We start from the raw sequence: 17,938 nt of genomic DNA, 5'->3' as shown, positions 1-17,938 counted from the left end.
AGATTACAACAGGACGGGACGGAAACACTAATCGCCTGGTCAGCACCATTTTCCGGTTCGCGCCTACTTGCGGCGGTCGCGCTTCTCGCGGACTCGCACGTTGACCCGGACGGGGCTGCCGTCGAAGTTGAACTCCTCCCGGAGTTTCCGTTCGAGGAAGCGGCGATACCCGGCCTCGAGGAATCCCGTGGTGAACAGCACGAACGTCGGCGGACGTGTCGCGGCCTGGGTGGCGAACAACACGCGCGGTAGCCGGCCGCCACGCATCGGCGGTGGTGTCGCCGCCACCACCTCCTTGAGCCAGGTGTTGAGCCGCCCCGTCGAGATGCGCTTGTCCCACGATTCGAGTGCGGTCTCCATCGCCGGGACGAGTCTCTGCACGGCCCGGCCGGTCTTCGCCGAGATGTTCACCCGGGCCGCCCACGGCACCCGCGACAGGTCACGTTCGATCTCGCGACCCAACTCGTAACGACGGTCCTCGTCGACGAGATCCCACTTGTTGAACGCGATCACCAGTGCACGGCCGGAGTCCACGACCATCCCGATGACCCGCTGATCCTGTTCGGTGATGGGCTGCGAGGCATCGATGAGCAGGACAGCGACCTCTGCGGCCTCGATCGCCCCGCGGGTGCGCAGTGAGGCGTAGAACTCGGCTCCGGACGCGTGCGTGACCCGCTTGCGCAGACCGGCGGTGTCGACGAACCGCCACGGCTTCCCGCCGAGTTCGACGAGCGAGTCGACGGGGTCGACGGTGGTTCCGGCCACATCGTGCACCACGGACCGTTCGTCGCCGGACAGCTTGTTGAGCAGGCTCGACTTGCCGACGTTCGGCTTCCCGACCAGAGCGACACGACGTGGTCCTCCCCCGCCGGTGCCCTCCCGCGGAGTGGCCGGCAGCTTCTCGAGCAGCACGTCGAGCAGGTCACCGGTACCGCGACCGTGGGTGGCGGACACCGAGTACGGCTGGCCCAATCCGAGGGACCACAACGCGGCCGCTTCCGATTCGACCCGGTCGTCGTCGACCTTGTTCGCGACGAGCAGCACCGGGGTCTTCGACCGGCGCAGCACCCGCGCGACGGCCTCGTCGACGCTGGTCGCCCCGACCGTGGCGTCGACGACGACGAGGATCGCGTCGGCGGTGCGCATGGCGACCTCGGCCTGCCGGGCCACGGACTGCTGCATTCCCTTCGCGTCGGGTTCCCAGCCGCCGGTGTCCTGCACCATGAACCGGCGTCCGTTCCACGTCGCCTCGTAGGACACCCGGTCACGGGTGACCCCGGGGATGTCCTCGACGACCGCTTCGCGACGGCCGATGATGCGGTTGACGAGGGTGGACTTCCCGACGTTGGGACGCCCGACCACCGCGACGGTGGGCACGGCGACGAAGTCCTCGAGGTCGGCATCGTCGAGGAATTCGACGTCCCAATCCGATTCGTCGGACCACGTGCCGTCCGCGGGGGACGGTCCGTCGAGGTGTTCGTAGGTGGCGTCGTCGCTCACAGCGGCGCTCCCGTCTGCTCGGCGACGACCGCGACGAGCGCGGCGATCACCTGGTCGATGTCCATGTCGCTGGTGTCCACGACGACGGCGTCGTCGGCGGCGCGCAGCGGCGACACGGCGCGTGTGGAATCGAGGTGGTCGCGGCGCTGCACGGCCGCGAGCACCGCGTCGTAGTCGTCGCCGCGGCCCTCGGCGATGTTCTGGGTGTTGCGGCGCCGCGACCGGGCCTGCGCCGACGCGGTCAGGAAGACCTTCACGTCCGCGTCGGGGAACACGGCGGTGCCGATGTCGCGTCCCTCCACGACGGCGCGACCGGACGCGCGCCCGAGTTGCTGTTGCGCGGCGACCAGCAGCGTCCGCACCTGCGGGACCGCGGACACCGCGGACACCGCGGAGGTGACCTCGCCGCCGCGGATCTCGGCGCGAACGTCCTCACCGTCGAGACGGATGTCCTCGACGGCGGGGTCGGTGCCGATGAACCACGGTAGGTCGGCCGTGGCCGCCGCGATCGCCGCGGGATCGGTCAGGTCGACGCCGCGGCGCAGCACGTGCAGGGTCGCGACCCGGTACATCGCACCGGTGTCCAGATAGGCGGCATCGAGGTGCCGCGCGAGGAGCTTGGCGACGGTGGACTTTCCGGTGCCGGACGGCCCGTCCATCGCGACGATCAGATCCGGGGTGCCGGTCACAGACCCACCGCCTGGTAGAGACCGCCGACCTCCGTGCGGCCGAGCACCCGCAGGGTGCCGGGCCGCTGATCGCCGAGCGCCACGGGACCGATGTGGGTGCGCAGCAATCGGAGTACCGGGTAGCCGACCTCGTCGAGGAGTCGACGCACGATGTGCTTGCGGCCCTCGTGCAACACGATCTTGACGAGGGACTGGCCCTCGTGGACCTCGAGCAGGGCGAAGTGGTCGACGGAGGCGGGACCGTCCTCGAGTTCGACGCCGTCGCGCAGTTGCTTGCCGACGCCCCGTTCGACGACGCCCTTGACCGTCGCGAGGTAGGTCTTGGGGACTTCGAACGACGGGTGCATGAGGCGGTGGGCCAGTTCCCCGTCGTTGGTGAGCAGCAGCAGTCCTTCGGTGTCGGCGTCGAGCCGGCCGACGTGGAAGAGGCGCTGCCCGGCAGCGACGCGTTCGGAGACGATGTCACCGACGCAGGGTCGCCCCAGGTCGTCGGACATGGTGGACTGCCACCCGCGGGGCTTGTTGAGGACCAGGTGCACCAGATCCTTCTTGATGACGACGCGGACGCCGTCGACACGGATCACCGCGTTCTCCGGGTGCACGCGCAGTCCCTGTTCGCGGACGATCGCGCCGTCCACTTCGACGCGGCCGGCGGCGATGAGGTCCTCGGCGGCGCGGCGGGAAGCGACCCCGGCCTGCGCGAGCACCTTCTGCAACCGGACCCCTTCACCGGCGGGAAGCTGGACGGGGGTGATGTCCGCGTGCTGGTGCCGGGCGGGTTTGGCGTTGCTGACCGTCGGGGTCGCCGGGGCTCGGCGCGCCTGCGGTTTCGGTGCGGCGGGCTTGCCGCGCTTGTTCAGGCCTGTCGATTTCGGGTTCGTCGATCTCGGGTTCGTCGACCCGGCGCGTCCGGTACCGGCGGTGGCGCCGCGGTGCGGCTTCTTCCCCGAGGGTGTTCCCTCGGTCCGGTTCCGGCCACCGCGGGTCGCGGGGGCGTCGGCTCGGCCCCCGGATCGGGAGCGGCCTGCGCCCTTACCGGCGGAGCCGGTGCCCTTGCCGGCGGAGCCGGTGCGGGTGTGTCGTTTTCTGTCCGGTGTGCCATCACGGCGAGCGGGGTTGTTCACGTGTGTCCTGTCAGTTCTCCGGGTCGAACTCCGCGGCCGGGGGTGCCTCGGCGCGCGCGTTCCTGCCCATTCTCTCAAATCGTGGGTCGGACTCGAGGCTGTCGCTGATGTCGTCGATCACATCGACGTCCGGGAGCAGCGGCGCGACGGGCGGCAGGTCCGCCAGGGAACCGAGACCGAGTCGTTCCAGGAACAGGTCCGTGGTGGTGTAGAGGGTGCCGCCGGTGTCCGGGTCGGTGCCCGATTCGGCGATGAGGCCGCGCGCGTGCAGGGTGCGGATCACCGCGTCGACATTGACCCCGCGAACCGCACCGACGCGGCTGCGGGTCACGGGTTGCCGGTAGGCGATCACCGCGAGGGTTTCCAGCGCTGCCCGGGTCAGCTTGGTGCGGGCACCGCCCTGGAGCAGCTTCTCGACGTACGGGGCGTAGTCGCGTCTGGTGTAGAACCGCCAGCCGTCACCGGCGTGTCGCAGATCGATACCGGAGCCGCGCGCCGTGAGGTCGGCGGCGAGACGCCGCAGCGCGGTGTCGGCCCGGTCGACGGTGACACCGATGGCCGCGGCGAGCTGCTCCGTGGCGGCGGGGGTGTCGACGACCAGCAGGACCGCTTCGAGGGCGGCGGCGAGTTCGTCGTCGGCGATGTCGAGCAGCTCGCCGTCCCACGCTCGGGTGGCGGAGCCCTCCGGGTCCGTGTCGTGTCGCTCCGACGCGTCCTGACTCACCCGTAGTCCTCCTCGAAGTCGGTGGCACTGTCGTCGTCCTCCCCGGTCCACGCCACCTGCAGCGGACCGAGGGGATCGGGTTGGTCGAAGGTCACCGCGCGTTGCCGGTAGAGTTCGAGCAACGCGAGGAACCGGGCGACGACCAGCAGCCCGTGGTCGCAGTCGGCGACGAGTTCGTCGAATCCCACCCAGACTCCCGGGCCGCGCTGCTCGAGCAGCGCGAGGATGTGGCCGGCCTGTTCGGGTACCGACACCTTCGGTGTGTGCAGGTGATCGAGACCCACCGTCGGGGGTGGCTTCGGCCGGAACGCTGCGGCCGCGATCTCCGCGAACCGATGCGGGTCGACACCGAGGACCACCTCGGGGACGAGGTTCTCGAAGCAGTCCTCGAGTGACACCGCGCGCGGATACCGGCGCAGCGCGGCCCGCTCGAGTTCGGCGAACCGCTCGGCGACCTGCTTGTAGGCACGGTACTGCAGCAGCCGTGCGAACAGCAGATCGCGGGCCTCGAGCAGGGCGAGGTCCTCGGGGTCGTCGACGTCGCCGGAGGGCAGGAGTCTGGCGGCCTTGAGGTCGAGCAGGGTCGCGGCGACAACGAGGAATTCGGTGGTCCGGTCGAGGCCCAGTTCGGGTCCGAGTGCGCGGGTGTAGGCGATGAACTCGTCGGTGACCTCGTGCAGTGCGACCTCGGTGACGTCGAGTCGGCGTTGCGAGATCAGGGTCAGTAACAGATCGAAGGGACCCTCGAAGTTGCGCAGCCGGACCCGGAAGCCGGTGTCGTCGGCGGTGCCCGAGGGCGACGGTGTCACCGTGTCGGTGGGGGGAACGATCGTGGGCACAGGTCAGCGGCCGGTCCGGTGGATCACCTCACGGGCGAGCCCGCGATACGATTCGGCGCCCGCGGAGTTGGGGGCCCAGGTGATGATCGGTTCACCCGCGACGCTGGTCTCGGGGAACTTGACGGTGCGGTTGATGACGTTGTCGTAGACGAGGTCGCCGAACACCTCCACGACCCGCGACATGACCTCGCGCCCGTGCAGGGTGCGGGAATCGAACATGGTCACCAGGATCCCGGCGACGACCAGCCTCGGGTTGAGGCGGTCGCGGACCTTCGCGACGGTGTCGTTGAGCAACGCCAGTCCACGGAGGCTGAAGAACTCGCATTCCATGGGGATGAGCACCGAGTCGGCGCAGGCGAGGGCGTTGACGGTGAGCAGGCCCAGCGACGGTTGGCAGTCGACGAGCACGTAGTCGTAGCGGTCCAGCACCGGGTACAGGGCACGACCGAGTGCCTGTTCGCGGCCGACCTCGGAGACGAGTTGGATCTCGGCGGCGGACAGGTCGATGTTGCTGGGCAGCAGATCGAGGTTCTCCACGTGGGTGCGCAGCAACACCTCGTCCGTGGACACGCGCGGTTCGACCAGCAGGTTGTGGACGGTCAGGTCCAGTTCGTGGTGGGCGACGCCCAGTCCCGCCGACAGGGCCCCCTGCGGGTCGAGGTCGACGAGCAGTACCCGTCGACCGCATTCGGCGAGTGCGGCCCCCAGGTTGATGGTGGACGTCGTCTTGCCGACACCGCCTTTCTGGTTGCACATCGCGACGATCTTCGCGGGGCCGTGCGCGGTGACGGGGCCCGGTTCGGGCACGTGCCGGCGGGGCCGGCCGGTGGGTCCGAGTTCGGTGTCGGCGATCGGCGGCGCGCCGGATGCCGATGCCCATCCGGGCGCGGGCGGATACGAATCGTCGGTGACGGGTGGCCGAGGTGTGCCCACGTTCGGTACTCCCCCTGTTCTGCAACCCTGCTGTTCACAATCTGTGCTGTGCCGCAACTCTGGTCACTGTCGTGCGCACCCGGTCGGGTGCCGCGTCGTTACCTGTCCTGTCCGTGATCGGAACGCTACCGCTTCCGGTGGGGGTTGCGCCGCCGGACACGCACGATCAGCGGGCACGGGGGTGGGCGCCGGCCCAGACTTCGCGCAGCACACCGACCGTGACCAGCGTGTAGATCTGGGTGGTCGTCACGGATGCGTGCCCGAGCAGTTCCTGTACGACCCGGACGTCGGCGCCGCCGTCGAGCAGGTGGGTCGCGAACGAGTGCCGCAGTGTGTGCGGGGACACCGCGGCGTCGATCCCGGCGCGTTCGGAGGCGCGTTGCAGCACCTGCCAGGCGCTCTGCCGGGACAGCCGTCCGCCGCGCGCGTTGAGGAACAGGGCGGCACCGTGTCCCGCTGCGAGGGCGGGACGGCCGCGTACCAGGTAGGCGTCGAGGGCAGCGAGGGCGGGTCGGCCGACCGGGACGAGCCGTTCCCGACCGCCCTTCCCTCGCAGCAGAACCGCGGCGGATCCGGTGTCGACGTCGTCGACGTCGAGTCCGATCGCTTCGGAGATGCGGGCACCCGTCGAATACAGCAGTTCGAGCAGGGCCCGGTCGCGCAGGCCCCTCGGCCCTTCGGCGTCCGTACCGACCGCCTCGAGGATGGAGGCGACCTGGTCGACGGTCAGGGCCTTCGGTAGCCGTCGTCCCGCCGCGGGAGGTTTGACGGCCCGCGCGACGTCCGCACCGATCCGGCCCTCGGCCGCGGCGAACCGGTGCAGTCCCCGCACCGCGATCAGCGCCCGCGCCACCGATCCCGCGGCCAACGGGGGGCGTTGCCGGTCGGGGTCGCCGCGCCGTAACGCGGCTGCGAAGTCGGTGATGTGGTGTTCGAGGACGTCGGCGAGGTCGGTGATGTCGGCGTCGGCGAGGTGCTCGAGATATCGGGTCAGGTCCCGGCGGTAGGACGAGATCGTGTTGACGGCGGCGCCTCGTTCGACGGTCAGGTGGTTCAGATACGCGTCGAGTTGTGCACCGAGCGGTCCGGGCACGCGGTCACGCCCGATGCTCGGCGCGGGTGCGGGTGAACGCGGTGGGGCGATCCGGCCACGGTGCGTCCGCCGCGCGCAGCGGCGCCGCCGGGGCACGCAGCGGTGTCTCCGGGGCGCGGGAGACGGCGAGGGCGAGGATGCCGGCGGCGGCGGTCGCGTTGACGATGTCGCCGCGCAGCACCATGGCGACGGCGTCGTCGACGGGTACGCGGCGCACCTCGAGGTCCGCTTCCTCGTGTTCGGGTGTGGGGCGGGGTACCTCGCGGAGGTGGCGGGCGACGAACACGCGCACCGCCTCGTCGGTGAATCCGGGCGACAGCGCGACGTCGACGAGAACGTTCCAGGTGTCGGCGGCCAGACCGGTCTCCTCGGCCAGTTCACGGCGGGCCGCGTCGACGGGGTCCTCGCCGGGGACGTCGAGGAGCCCGGCGGGGAGTTCCCACAGGTGCCGGCCGAGCGGGTGCCGGTACTGATGGATCAGCACGATCCGGTCGTCGGTGTCGACGGCGGCCACGGCGACGGCACCGTGATGTTCGACGACCTCACGTTCGGCGAGGTGACCGTCGGGCATCTCCACGTCGTCGACGCGCAGCGACACGATCGCACCGGTGTGGATGCGTCGTGTGGACAGGGTGCGGAACTCGTGTCGCTGCGCCACGGTTCTACTCGGTGTCGCCGCTGCCGGCGGTGGACACGACGGCGTCGGCGTCCACCGGTGCGTCCTCGTCGCCGTGGACGTCCACGGGCAGCCGCTCCGCGGCCTTGTACCTGATCGCCGCGGCGATCAGGCCCGCGAACAGCGGGTGGGGGCGGGTGGGGCGGCTCTTGAGTTCGGGGTGGGCCTGCGTCGCGACGAAGAACGGGTGGACGTCGGCGGGGTACTCGACGAATTCGACGAGCCGCCCGTCGGGGGACGTGCCCGAGAACTGCAGTCCCGATGCGGCGATGCGATCGCGGTAGGCGTTGTTGACCTCGAAGCGGTGCCGGTGCCGTTCGGAGACCTGTTCGGCGCCGTACGCCTTCGCCACGACCGAGCCCTTCGCCAGGACGGCGGGGTAGGCACCGAGCCGCATGGTTCCGCCGAGGTCGGCTTCACCGGCGACGGCCTGTTGCTGATCGGCCATCGTGGAGATCACCGGTGCGGTGGTGTCGGGATCGAATTCGGTGGAGGAGGCATCGTCGATGCCGACGGACCGGGCGGCTTCGATGACGACGCACTGCAGACCCAGGCACAGCCCGAGCAGCGGGATGCCGCGGGTACGGGCGTAGCGGATCGCACCGAGTTTGCCCTCGATACCGCGGATGCCGAATCCGCCGGGGATCAGGACGGCGTCGACGTCACCGAGGTGGGCCTGCGCACCGGCCTCGGTTTCGCATTCGTCGGACGCGACCCAACGGATCTTCACCTTGGCGCGATGCGCGAATCCACCGGCGCGCAACGCTTCGGTGACCGACAGGTAGGCGTCGGGGAGGTCGATGTACTTGCCGACGAGCGCGACCTCCACGGTTTCGCGGGGGTTGTGGACGCGTTCGAGCAGGTCGCCCCACACGGTCCAGTCGACGTCACGGAACGGCAGTCCGAGCTGGCGCACCACGTAGGCGTCGAGCCCTTCGCTGTGCAGCACCTTCGGGATGTCGTAGATGCTGGGGGCGTCGGGGCAGGAGATGCAGCCGGCGAGGTCGACGTCGCACATCAGGGAGATCTTGGCCTTGAGCGAGTCGGGGACGTCACGATCACAACGCAGCACCAACGCGTCGGGTTGGATACCGATGTTGCGGAGCGCGGCGACCGAATGCTGGGTCGGTTTGGTCTTCAGTTCGCCGGACGGTCCGAGATAGGGCACCAGCGACACGTGCAGGAAGAAGCAGTTGTCGCGGCCCACTTCGTGGCGCACCTGACGGGCGGCCTCGAGGAACGGCTGGGATTCGATGTCGCCGACGGTGCCGCCGATCTCGGTGATCACCACGTCGGGGGTGTGTCCGTGGGCGTCTTGGGCGGACATCGCCAGGATGCGGCGTTTGATCTCGTCCGTGATGTGCGGGATCACCTGAACCGTGTCGCCGAGGTACTCGCCGCGGCGTTCCTTGGCGATGACGGTCGAGTACACCTGACCGGTGGTGACGTTGGCGTCGGCGTTGAGGTCGCGATCGAGGAACCGCTCGTAGTGCCCGACGTCGAGGTCGGTTTCGGCGCCGTCCTCGGTGACGAAGACCTCACCGTGCTGGAACGGGTTCATGGTGCCCGGATCCACGTTGAGGTACGGATCGAGCTTCTGCATCGTCACGCGCATGCCCCGCGCGGTCAGCAGAGTACCGAGGCTCGATGCGGTCAGCCCCTTGCCGAGCGAGGATGCGACGCCCCCGCTGACGAAGATGTGCTTGGTAGCGGTACGCGAGTGGCGTGACTGTGGCAAAGAAGCTCCCGTGACGTCAGGTGCAGGACTTTTGGACTTCAGACGATACAGCTGGGGCCTGCCGACCCACGGAACTCCACGGTAACACCTGCCGTCTCGCCCGCGTACCCGGACTCGCGTTTTCGGTGGAGGCTGCCGCGCACGTCACACGGTGGGCCGGCCGGCACGCCCGGAAGCGGGTCACCGGGCGGCGGATCCGACGGTGACGGCAGCGGCGGCAGGTCCCGTTCCGTAACGCCCCGATCCCCCGTCGAGTTGCTCACGCAACGCGAGGACGGTGGTGATGCGACCGGATTCCCGGTCCAGATCGTCGACGGTGGACACCGCGGACGACAGGGCAGCGTCCGCTCGGACGACGGCGATGGGGCCGCTGCCGGTGGCGGCGCCGGGACGTCCCGCGAGGACGGTGCCCGCACCGCGGGTGTCGACGGCCGCGGCGAACCGGGCGAGCAGTGCGCCGCGGTTACCGCCGGCCGCGGATTGCTCGTCGGTGGCGGCGCGCTCGCCCGTGACCACGACGGTCGCCTGTGCGGGTTCGACCGCGCCGTCCTCGTAGGTGACGAATCCGCCGCTGCGCAGGGTGTTCAACGTCAGAACGCGTTCCTCCGGGGTGCCGCGGGTGTCGCCGGTGGCGGGGTCGACGAGCAGTACCGCGCCGAGCAGGTCACCGGCGAGACTCCCCGGGTCGACCGCGCCGGTGTTCAGTTGCACACCGGCGGGGACGACCTGGGCGACGGTGCTGCGCAGCAGGTCACCGGCGGACACGTCGAGGAAGGTGTCGGTCAGGGCCAGGCGGGCGGTGATGCGGCCACCGGCCGCCTCCACCGTCCGCACCGTCGCGTCGAGGTCGCCGGGATCGGTGTCCGGGGTGGTCACCACGAGGACGGTGCGGTCGCGTAGTTCGTCCCGGACGACGCGGGGAGCGATGGTCGCCTCGAATCCGTCGGCGGCGGACAATCGCGCGTCGAGGCGGTTCGCGCGCTCGTACTGCTCCTGCAGCTGAGCGTTCAGATCGTCCTTGTCGTCGCGCAGACCCGACACCAGGGTGTCCGAGAGCAACCCCGATCCCAGGATCACCCCGACGGCAAGGGCGAGGAACACCGCGACGAGGGAGACGGCGTGCTGGCGCAGCGAGATCACGCGCGCAGGCCCCGCACCCACTCGACCAGGTCGTCCCACCACTGGCCCACGAGCGTCGCGACGTCACCGCCGAGGTTCGACACGACGAGCGCGGCGATCACGGCGATCAACGCGGCGAATACGAGCAGGGCGATGATCCCGCCGGAGACGCGGCTGCGATACAGGGTGGCGACGGCCTTGGCGTCGACGAGTTTCGGCCCGACCTTCAACCGGGTCATCACGGCGGACGGATTGGTGTCACGACGTCCCTGGTCGAAGAACTCGTCGAGGGAGACGGTGCTGCCGACGGTGACGACGAGAGCCGCGCCGTGATGGTCGACGAGCAGCAACGCCAGATCGGTGGGGGTTCCGGCGGCCGGGAAGGTCATCGCTCCGATCCCGAGGTCCTGGATGCGTTCGAGTCCGGGGGCGTGTCCGTCGGGGTCGGCCGGGAGTACCACCTCGGCACCCGATTTGAGGGTGGCGGTCCCGATCCCGTCGGGGTCACCGACGATCAGGTCGGGCCGGTATCCGGCCTTGGTGAGGGCGTCGGCGCCGCCGGACACCCCGACGAGGATCGGGGCGTACTCCTTGATGAACGGTTTGAGGTTCTTCAGGTCCTGTGTGTGGTCGGGTCCGTCGGTGACCACCACGACGTGCCGGTCGCGTAGGTCCAGATCGATCTCGGGGATGCCGACCCCGTCGATGAGCAGCGGGCTCTCGGAGCGGATGAACTCGATGGTGTTCCCGGAGAACGCCTCGAGGTGATCGACCAGTCCGGTCTTCGCCTCGATCATCCGGTCGGAGATCTCCGCTTCGGTCTGTTCGTCACCGTCGACGAGCAGCCGTTCACCGGCGTACACACCGCCGTCGTGCAGGCGGATCTTCGAGCCGTCCTTGACCTTCTTGAACACGTCCGGGCCGACGCCGTCGACGAGGAGGACACCCCCTGCGACCAGGACCTCGGGGCCGAGGTTCGGGTAGCGGCCCGAGATGGACATCGACGCGTTGACGACGGCGGTGACGCCGGCGTCGACGAGCCGGTCCGCGGTGGGCCGGTCGAGGTCTACGACGTCGAGGACGACGATGTCGCCGGGACCGACCCTGCGGACCAGTTTGTCGGTGTTCCGGTCGACCCGGGCGATTCCGCTCACTCCGGGCAGCGTTTCGGTGGTGCGGGACAGCAGCGCCGGCATCTTCATGGGAAAGATGATGCTACCGGGACGCGAGTGGGTCGCGGAGGCGCGCCGGAACGATCCCGTCCCGCCCAGGTCGGGGATCGTGTCCCGGCGGTCAGGAGCAGCGCTCGGCGGAGGCCATGGCGAGCAGCTCCTCGGCGTGTGCCCGGCCCGTTTCGGTGTCGTCGAGGCCCGCGAGCATCCGGGCGAGTTCCGCGACACGTTCGGAGTCGCCGAGTTCCCGCACACCGCTGCTGACCACCCCGGCGGTGTCGTCGACCTTGTCGACCACAAGGTGGGTGTCGGCGAACGCGGCGACCTGCGGCAGGTGGGTGACCACGATGACCTGATGGGTGCGTGCCAGCCGGGCCAGACGACGCCCGATCTCGACGGCGGCGCGGCCACCGACACCGGCGTCGACCTCGTCGAACACCATGGTGGCACCGCGTTCGGACGCCGCGAGCACGACTTCGAGTGCGAGCATCACCCTCGACAGTTCACCACCGGATGCACTGCGAGCCAACGGCAGCGGGGTCGCGCCGGTGTGCGCGGCGAGCCGGAACTCGACGTCGTCGATCCCGGATTCCCCGGCGTGGAGTGTTCGGTCCCCCACCGGAAGCGGCGCCGTGTCGTGTTCGGTGGCCTCACGCTCGGCGACCCGCACGTCGAGCACCGCCCGACCCATCGCCAGCCCGGCGAGTTCCGCGCTGACCGCCTTGGCGAGTTTCGCGGCGGCCCTGCGGCGGGCCGCCGACAGCGCAGCGGCGGCGTCGGCGGTCGCCGCGGCTTCGGTGGCGACCTGCGCGGTGAGCGCGTCGATCGCCTCCGCGGACACGTCGAGGCCCGAGAGCCGGTCGCGGGCCTCGCGGGCCCAGGTGAGCACACCGTCGACGTCCGCGGCGTATTTGCGGGTGAGCGTCTTCAGCTCGGCCTGCCGCGTCAGAAGTGTGTCGAGCGCGTCGGGATCCGACGGCAGATCTCCCAGATAGCCGGAGAGTTCCGCGACGACATCGGTGACCACGGCGACGGCCTCGTCGAGGCGCGGCCCGAGATCACGCAGAGCCGGATCGTCGGAGCCGGCGATGCGGGCGCGGGCCTCCCCCAGCAGATCCAGCGCCCCCGCGGTGTCGACGTTCTCGTCGTCGCCGGCCAAGGCGGTGTGGGCGGCGACGGCGGCGTCCCTCAACGAATCGAGATCCGACAGGCGCCGCACGTCGGCGACGATGCGGATGTCCTCACCGGGTTCGGGTGCGACCGCGTCGATCTCGTCGAGACCGAACTGCAGCCGGTCGGCTTCCTGCGCGAGTTCACGGGATCGGCGGGACCGGTCGAGCAGTTCGGCGCGGGCGTCGAGCCAACGGCGACGGTGGGTGCGGTACTTCTCCAGCGGCGCCGCAACGGACCGTCCGGCGAATCGATCGAGGGCGGCGCGCTGCTGATCGGGCCGCAACAACCGGAGTTGATCGTTCTGTCCGTGCACGGTCAGCAGCGGGTCGGTGAAGTCCGACAGCACCCCGACCGGAACGCTGCGCCCGCCCAGATGGGCGCGGGATCCTCCGTCACGGTTGACGGTGCGCACCGCGATGATGCTGCCGTCCTCGTCGCGGTCGGCACCGGCGGATTCGAGCAGCCGGGTGATCTCCCGTTCGATGTGGCTGCTGCCCGGGTCGACGCTGAATCGACCCTCGACGACGGCCTTGGCCGCACCGACCCGCACCCGCGCCGAATCCGCCCGTATCCCGGACAGCAGGTGCAGGCTCGTGACGATCATGGTCTTGCCCGCACCGGTCTCACCGGTGAGTACCGTCAGTCCCCCGTGGAACCGTGCACTGGCCTCGGAGATGACCCCGAGGTTGTCGATCCGGATCTCTGCCAGCACCTAGAGTTTCCTTCCTCGCCAACCCTTCACCGGAAGATCGAACTTGCGCACCATCCGGTCCGCGAACGGCGCCGAATCGAGCCGCACCCACCGCACGGGGTTGCGGCCCCGGACCACCTCGAGGCGACCACCCGCGGGCAGGTGCAGGGTCCGGCGTCCGTCGCAGAACACCACTCCGTCGTGGCTGCCCGCGAGTGTCTCCACCGCCACGATCGATTCGGGACTCGTCACCAGCGGACGGGCGAACAGCGCATGCGCGTTGCTGGGGATCACCAGCAGGGCCTCGAGTTCCGGCCACACGATCGGGCCACCCGCGGAGAAGGCGTACGCGGTCGACCCCGTGGGTGTCGCGACGAGCACACCGTCGCAGCCGAACGACGAGACGGGTCGGCCGTCGACTTCGAGGACCACTTCGAGCACACCCAGACGCGAGGAGTTCTCCAGACTCGCTTCGTTCAACGCCCACCCCCGATCGACGATCGCATCGTCGACGCGGATCATCACGTCCAGGGTCATGCGGTCCTCGACCGAGTACTCGCGGCGCACCACCTGGCGCAGGGCATCGGCGAGGTGTTCGGCTTCCGCTTCGGCGAGGAAGCCGATGCGCCCCAGGTTGATACCGAGCACCGGCACCGCCGCATCGTGGGCGAGTTCGGCGGCCCGCAGGAAGCTGCCGTCCCCGCCGAGAACGACCACCATCTCGCAGCCGGCCGCGGCATCCGGGCCGGGAGCCACCACCCGCACCTCGCCCGGGCCCCCGGGATGCCCCAGGCCGGCACTGGCGGCTTCGTCGTCGAGGACCCGCAGGACGATACCCGCCTCCCCGAACAGACCGGCGACACGCTGAGCGGTCGCGGCGATCTCCTGTCGACCGGAATGCGAGACGAGCAGGATCTCGCGGGTGGAGGGCCCGGACGGACGAGCGTCCGATGCTGTGGTCACTGGGGTCCTTCCTGCACTGCTCGTTCGACGAGGTCGACGATGTCGGGAGCGAGATCACCGGTGGCGGGCTCGCCGGCCCGCAACCACAGGAAGTACTCGACGTTTCCCGACGGTCCCGGCAGCGGGCTCGCGACCGCCCCGAGCGTACGCAGGCCCAGCGCCCGGGCCTCCCGCGCCACGTCGAGCACCGCCTCGGTGCGCAACGCCGGGTCGCGGACGACACCGCCGCTGCCCACCCGATCCTTCCCGACCTCGAACTGCGGTTTGACCATGGGGAACAGGTCGGCGCCGGGTTTCACGCATCGCACGAACGCCGGCAGCACGAGGCGCAGCGAGATGAACGACAGGTCGGCCACGACGAGATCGACCGGTCCGCCGATCGCATCCGCATCGATGGTGCGCACATTCGTTCGATCCAGGACGTGCACCCGGTCGTCGGACTGCAGTTTCCAGACCAACTGGCCGTAGCCGACGTCGACGGCCACCACTTCGGCGGCACCCTCGTGCAGCAGCACATCGGTGAATCCGCCGGTGGACGCCCCCGCATCGAGGCAGCGCCTACCGCGCACCTGCGGCGCGAACGCCCCGAGCGCGCCCAGGAGCTTGTGCGCACCGCGGGATGCCCAGGACACCTCGTCCGGCACGTCCGTGACGATGAGCGGGGTGCCCGTCTCGACGGCCGTCGCCGGTTTGGTGGCGACCGTGCCGGCGATGAGGACCCGCCCCGCGGCGATCAGGTCGCTCGCCTGCTCACGCGAACGCGCCAGACCCCGCCGTACCAGTTCCGCGTCGACCCGCGCCCGGCGAGCCACGTCAGGTCCTGTCGACGGTCGACAACGCCTCGACGAGGACGTCGTGGGCCTGCTCGAGCAGCGCGGACTGCCGGCTGATCGCCTCGGCGGCGTCACCGGTTCCGTGCGCGTCACGGACGTGCCCGAGCAATCGGTCGATCTCCCCGTGGATGTGGGTCGGATCGATACCCGGGCGGGCGCCGGGAAGGTGTTCACCTGGACGTGGAATCGACGTGCTCATCGGACACCACGCTAGTGCATGGTCACCCGAACCACCCGCGCACCTCACGTATCGCGGGGTTCGACATTCGCACCTGCCGCGACGTCTCGGCGTGCAGCGCTCCAGCTCGCGATGACCGTGCGGGCGGCGGTGTCGGCACCGGTGACGGATCCGAAACCCGGGTTGTCCCACGCGTACGGCAGCACCGTCCGCAAGGCAGCCATCGCTGCGTCCACGCGACGTGTCGCGATGTCCATGTCGGACGCCGTGCACGACAGCACCGGCTCTCCTGCGACGACGTCGACGACCCAGTCCGCGTCCGCTCCGGGACGCAACCCGTCCGCGTCCTCGTCGAGCGACGCGAGCGACGACGCGACGTAGGTGGGGCGATGCTCGGGCCGGGCACGTAGCAGATCGTCGACGGTGCTGACCCCGGTCAGGACCAGAAGCGAGTCGGCACCCACTGCGTGGGCCCCCTCGATGTCGGTGTCGAGTCGGTCCCCGACCACCAGGGGACTACGCGCACCTCCGCGGCGGATCGCATCCTCCAACAGCGGTGCCGCCGGTTTGCCGGCGACGACGGGGTCGGTTCCGGTTGCGGCGCCCACCGCCGACACCATCGCACCGTTGCCGAGGACGAGTCCCCGTTCCGTCGGCAACGTCGAATCGACGTTGGTCGCCACCCACAATGCGCCGCCGCGAACGGCCAGCGTGGCCTCGGCGAGGATCCGCCAGCCCGTATCCGGGGAATGCCCTTGGACGACGGCGACCGGTCCCGCATCGGCCGAACGGACCGGTACCAGTGCCACGCTCTCGATTTCCTCGGCGAGGGCGTCGGTGCCCACGACCAGCACCCGGGAGCCCGCCGGTAGCCGGTCGGCGAGCAACCGCGCCGCCGCCTGCGAACTCGTGACGACCGATTCCCGGTCGGCGCGGAATCCGAGTTCCCGCAGGTGGGCAGCCACATCGTCGGGTCGTCGACTGGCGTTGTTCGTCACATACAGCAGTCGGCTGCCGTCCCGGTCGAGGGCTTCCTTCGCTCCCGGTACCGCGTGGGCGCCGCGGTACACGGTTCCGTCGAGGTCCAGCAACAGCACGTCGTATCGGCTGCGCAGCGTACCGCCGGTCGCGGCACCAACCGAGCCGCCGGGGGTTCCGGCAGCGGTCACAGGTCCCCGCCGGTCAGTTCGTCGACACGGTCCTCCGCGTCGGTCACACCGTCGAGGTCCGCATCGGCGGCGTGCAGGAACCACTGCAGACCCTCATCGGTCCGGCCCGCCGCGACCAGTGCGTCTGCGTACGCGTAGAAGAGACGTGCCGCCGGAGTCCCGGTACGGGACGGATCGAGGTCGGCGGTCTGCAGCGTCACGACTGCCTGGTCGATCTGCCCGAGGTCCATGCGGGCCCCCGCGACGACCATGCGCAGTTCCGCGGCCTCGTCACCGGACAACGCACGCGCCTCGTCGCTCCGACCCAGTTCGATGGCCTTCTCCGGGCGCCCCAGTCCCCGCTCGCAGTCTGCCATCACCGCGAGAAGACCGGTTCCGCCCGACATCCGGCGGGCCGCCCGCAACTCGGACAGGGCCTCGGCCCATTCACCGGCATGGTAGGCGGCGACGCCGGCGGCTTCCCGGACCACCGCGATCCGCCCGGCACGCTGCCGCGCGGCACGGGCATGCGCCAGCGCGGACCGCGGGTCGTCGTCGAGCAGCCGTCCGGCCATCACCAGGTGTCGGGCGACGGCGTTCGCATTCGCCTTGTCGAGACTGAGCAGGTCACGGCGGATGGTGGGGTCGAGTTCGGTGGCTTCGACGTCCTCCGGCAGGTCCGGCTCCTCCGGCCGCGACTTCCGCTGCGGTCGTGTTCCTTCACCACCGCGGGCAGGATCGAATCCGCCTTCACCGCCACGCCGGCGGGGCGCGCCCTCGCGGCGTTCGGGCCCCCGGGCAGAACGATCTCCACCGCTGCGATCTCCACCGCTGCGGGCAGGACGGTCGTGGTCGCGGGAGCGCCGGTCGTCGGTGCGGCCACCACGGTATTCCCGACGCTCGGCGTTGCCGCGTTCGGTACGATCGCGGGAATCCCGAGTGCCCGCACGATCGTCGCGGCCCCCGGATCGGTTGTAATCGGATCGGTTGTAATCGGACCGGTCCTGCCGTCCGCCGTGGCGACCACCGCCTCCGGGCCTGTCTCCCCGCGAATACCGGTCGGACGAACGGCCACCGTCCCGACCGGTTCCGCTCTCGCGGCGCTCGCGCGGTCGGTCTTCATGGCGATTCGCGTTGTCATCCCGGTCCGACCGCGGAGTGGATCCTCCACCCCGGAAGGACCTACGCTCGCCGTTGTTGTCGGACACAGGGGAATCCTTTCATGGAAACACGAAGAGGGGACCCACACAGTGGGTCCCCTCTCCGGAACGGGTGTTCGGCAGTGTCCTACTCTCCCACACCCTGACGAGTGCAGTACCATCGGCGCTGACAGGCTTAGCTTCCG

The 17,938-nt window shown here is 70.1% G+C and carries 17 protein-coding genes; all 17 read right to left on the bottom strand.

Going from position 1 to position 17,938, the window contains the following annotated elements; genetic code table 11:
• Positions 1-63 precede the first annotated feature (63 nt).
• The 17 genes from der to LDQ05_RS19850 all read right to left on the bottom strand — a co-directional run bounded on the left by der (position 64) and on the right by LDQ05_RS19850 (position 17,801).
• Positions 64-1,500, bottom strand: a complete 1,437-nt coding sequence (gene der, locus LDQ05_RS12640) for a ribosome biogenesis GTPase Der (protein WP_226437310.1) — start codon at positions 1,498-1,500, stop codon at positions 64-66.
• Positions 1,497-2,159: a (d)CMP kinase gene (cmk, locus tag LDQ05_RS12635; RefSeq protein ID WP_226437326.1), complete on the bottom strand. Its 663-nt coding sequence runs from the start codon at positions 2,157-2,159 to the stop codon at positions 1,497-1,499. The genes der and cmk overlap by 4 nt, the downstream gene beginning before the upstream one ends.
• 26 nt (positions 2,160-2,185) lie before the next feature.
• Entirely contained in the window at positions 2,186-3,313 is a 1,128-nt protein-coding gene (locus LDQ05_RS12630; protein ID WP_226437309.1) for a pseudouridine synthase, read from the bottom strand.
• 10 nt (positions 3,314-3,323) lie between these two features.
• Positions 3,324-3,965, bottom strand: coding sequence for an SMC-Scp complex subunit ScpB (gene scpB / locus LDQ05_RS12625; protein WP_226437325.1), 642 nt, complete (start codon positions 3,963-3,965; stop codon positions 3,324-3,326).
• Between the two features lie 68 nt (positions 3,966-4,033).
• Complete coding sequence (locus LDQ05_RS12620; RefSeq protein WP_226437324.1) at positions 4,034-4,867, bottom strand: segregation and condensation protein A; 834 nt, start codon at positions 4,865-4,867, stop codon at positions 4,034-4,036.
• 12 nt (positions 4,868-4,879) lie between these two features.
• Positions 4,880-5,809 carry a ParA family protein gene (locus LDQ05_RS12615; RefSeq protein ID WP_226437308.1) on the bottom strand — a complete coding sequence of 310 codons (930 nt, stop codon included), beginning with the start codon at positions 5,807-5,809 and terminating at the stop codon, positions 4,880-4,882.
• 166 nt (positions 5,810-5,975) lie between these two features.
• Positions 5,976-6,902, bottom strand: coding sequence for a site-specific tyrosine recombinase XerD (gene xerD, locus LDQ05_RS12610; protein WP_226437307.1), 927 nt, complete (start codon positions 6,900-6,902; stop codon positions 5,976-5,978).
• 4 nt (positions 6,903-6,906) lie between these two features.
• Positions 6,907-7,560 carry an NUDIX domain-containing protein gene (locus LDQ05_RS12605; RefSeq protein WP_226437306.1) on the bottom strand — a complete coding sequence of 218 codons (654 nt, stop codon included), beginning with the start codon at positions 7,558-7,560 and terminating at the stop codon, positions 6,907-6,909.
• A 4-nt stretch (positions 7,561-7,564) separates the two neighbouring features.
• A complete protein-coding gene (gene pyrG, locus LDQ05_RS12600) occupies positions 7,565-9,316 on the bottom strand; it encodes a CTP synthase (protein ID WP_226437305.1) in 1,752 nt (583 codons plus the stop codon).
• A 180-nt stretch (positions 9,317-9,496) separates the two neighbouring features.
• On the bottom strand, positions 9,497-10,456 hold the full coding sequence (locus tag LDQ05_RS12595) for a copper transporter (RefSeq protein WP_226437304.1): 960 nt from the start codon (positions 10,454-10,456) through the stop codon (positions 9,497-9,499).
• Positions 10,453-11,637 carry a putative cytokinetic ring protein SteA gene (gene steA / locus LDQ05_RS12590; RefSeq protein WP_226437303.1) on the bottom strand — a complete coding sequence of 395 codons (1,185 nt, stop codon included), beginning with the start codon at positions 11,635-11,637 and terminating at the stop codon, positions 10,453-10,455. Before steA ends, LDQ05_RS12595 begins: the two co-directional genes overlap by 4 nt.
• 91 nt (positions 11,638-11,728) lie before the next feature.
• Positions 11,729-13,492: a DNA repair protein RecN gene (gene recN / locus LDQ05_RS12585; RefSeq protein ID WP_226437302.1), complete on the bottom strand. Its 1,764-nt coding sequence runs from the start codon at positions 13,490-13,492 to the stop codon at positions 11,729-11,731.
• Positions 13,493-14,434 (bottom strand): NAD kinase, encoded by a 942-nt coding sequence (locus tag LDQ05_RS12580; protein WP_226437301.1) that lies wholly within the window; start codon positions 14,432-14,434, stop codon positions 13,493-13,495.
• On the bottom strand, positions 14,431-15,246 hold the full coding sequence (locus tag LDQ05_RS12575) for a TlyA family RNA methyltransferase (protein ID WP_226437300.1): 816 nt from the start codon (positions 15,244-15,246) through the stop codon (positions 14,431-14,433). Before LDQ05_RS12575 ends, LDQ05_RS12580 begins: the two co-directional genes overlap by 4 nt.
• A gap of 1 nt (position 15,247) precedes the next feature.
• Positions 15,248-15,466 carry a hypothetical protein gene (locus LDQ05_RS12570; protein WP_226437299.1) on the bottom strand — a complete coding sequence of 73 codons (219 nt, stop codon included), beginning with the start codon at positions 15,464-15,466 and terminating at the stop codon, positions 15,248-15,250.
• 44 nt (positions 15,467-15,510) lie between these two features.
• A complete protein-coding gene (locus LDQ05_RS12565; RefSeq protein WP_226437298.1) occupies positions 15,511-16,614 on the bottom strand; it encodes an HAD-IIA family hydrolase in 1,104 nt (367 codons plus the stop codon).
• Positions 16,611-17,801: a hypothetical protein gene (locus LDQ05_RS19850; protein ID WP_226437297.1), complete on the bottom strand. Its 1,191-nt coding sequence runs from the start codon at positions 17,799-17,801 to the stop codon at positions 16,611-16,613. The genes LDQ05_RS12565 and LDQ05_RS19850 overlap by 4 nt, the downstream gene beginning before the upstream one ends.
• Positions 17,802-17,938: the final 137 nt, after the last annotated feature.

Origin of the sequence: Rhodococcus yananensis, from assembly GCF_020515525.1 — a bacterium.
In the GTDB taxonomy this organism is placed as follows: domain Bacteria; phylum Actinomycetota; class Actinomycetes; order Mycobacteriales; family Mycobacteriaceae; genus Rhodococcus; species Rhodococcus yananensis.
This window is presented reverse-complemented; position numbering and strand designations above follow the sequence as displayed.

Coding starts and splice junctions, on each gene's coding strand:
- cmk (WP_226437326.1), bottom strand. CDS start 2,159: ATGGACGGGCCGTCCGGCACCGGAAAGTCCACCGTCGCCAAGCTCCTC.
- steA (WP_226437303.1), bottom strand. CDS start 11,637: ATGAAGATGCCGGCGCTGCTGTCCCGCACCACCGAAACGCTGCCCGGA.
- LDQ05_RS12570 (WP_226437299.1), bottom strand. CDS start 15,466: ATGAGCACGTCGATTCCACGTCCAGGTGAACACCTTCCCGGCGCCCGC.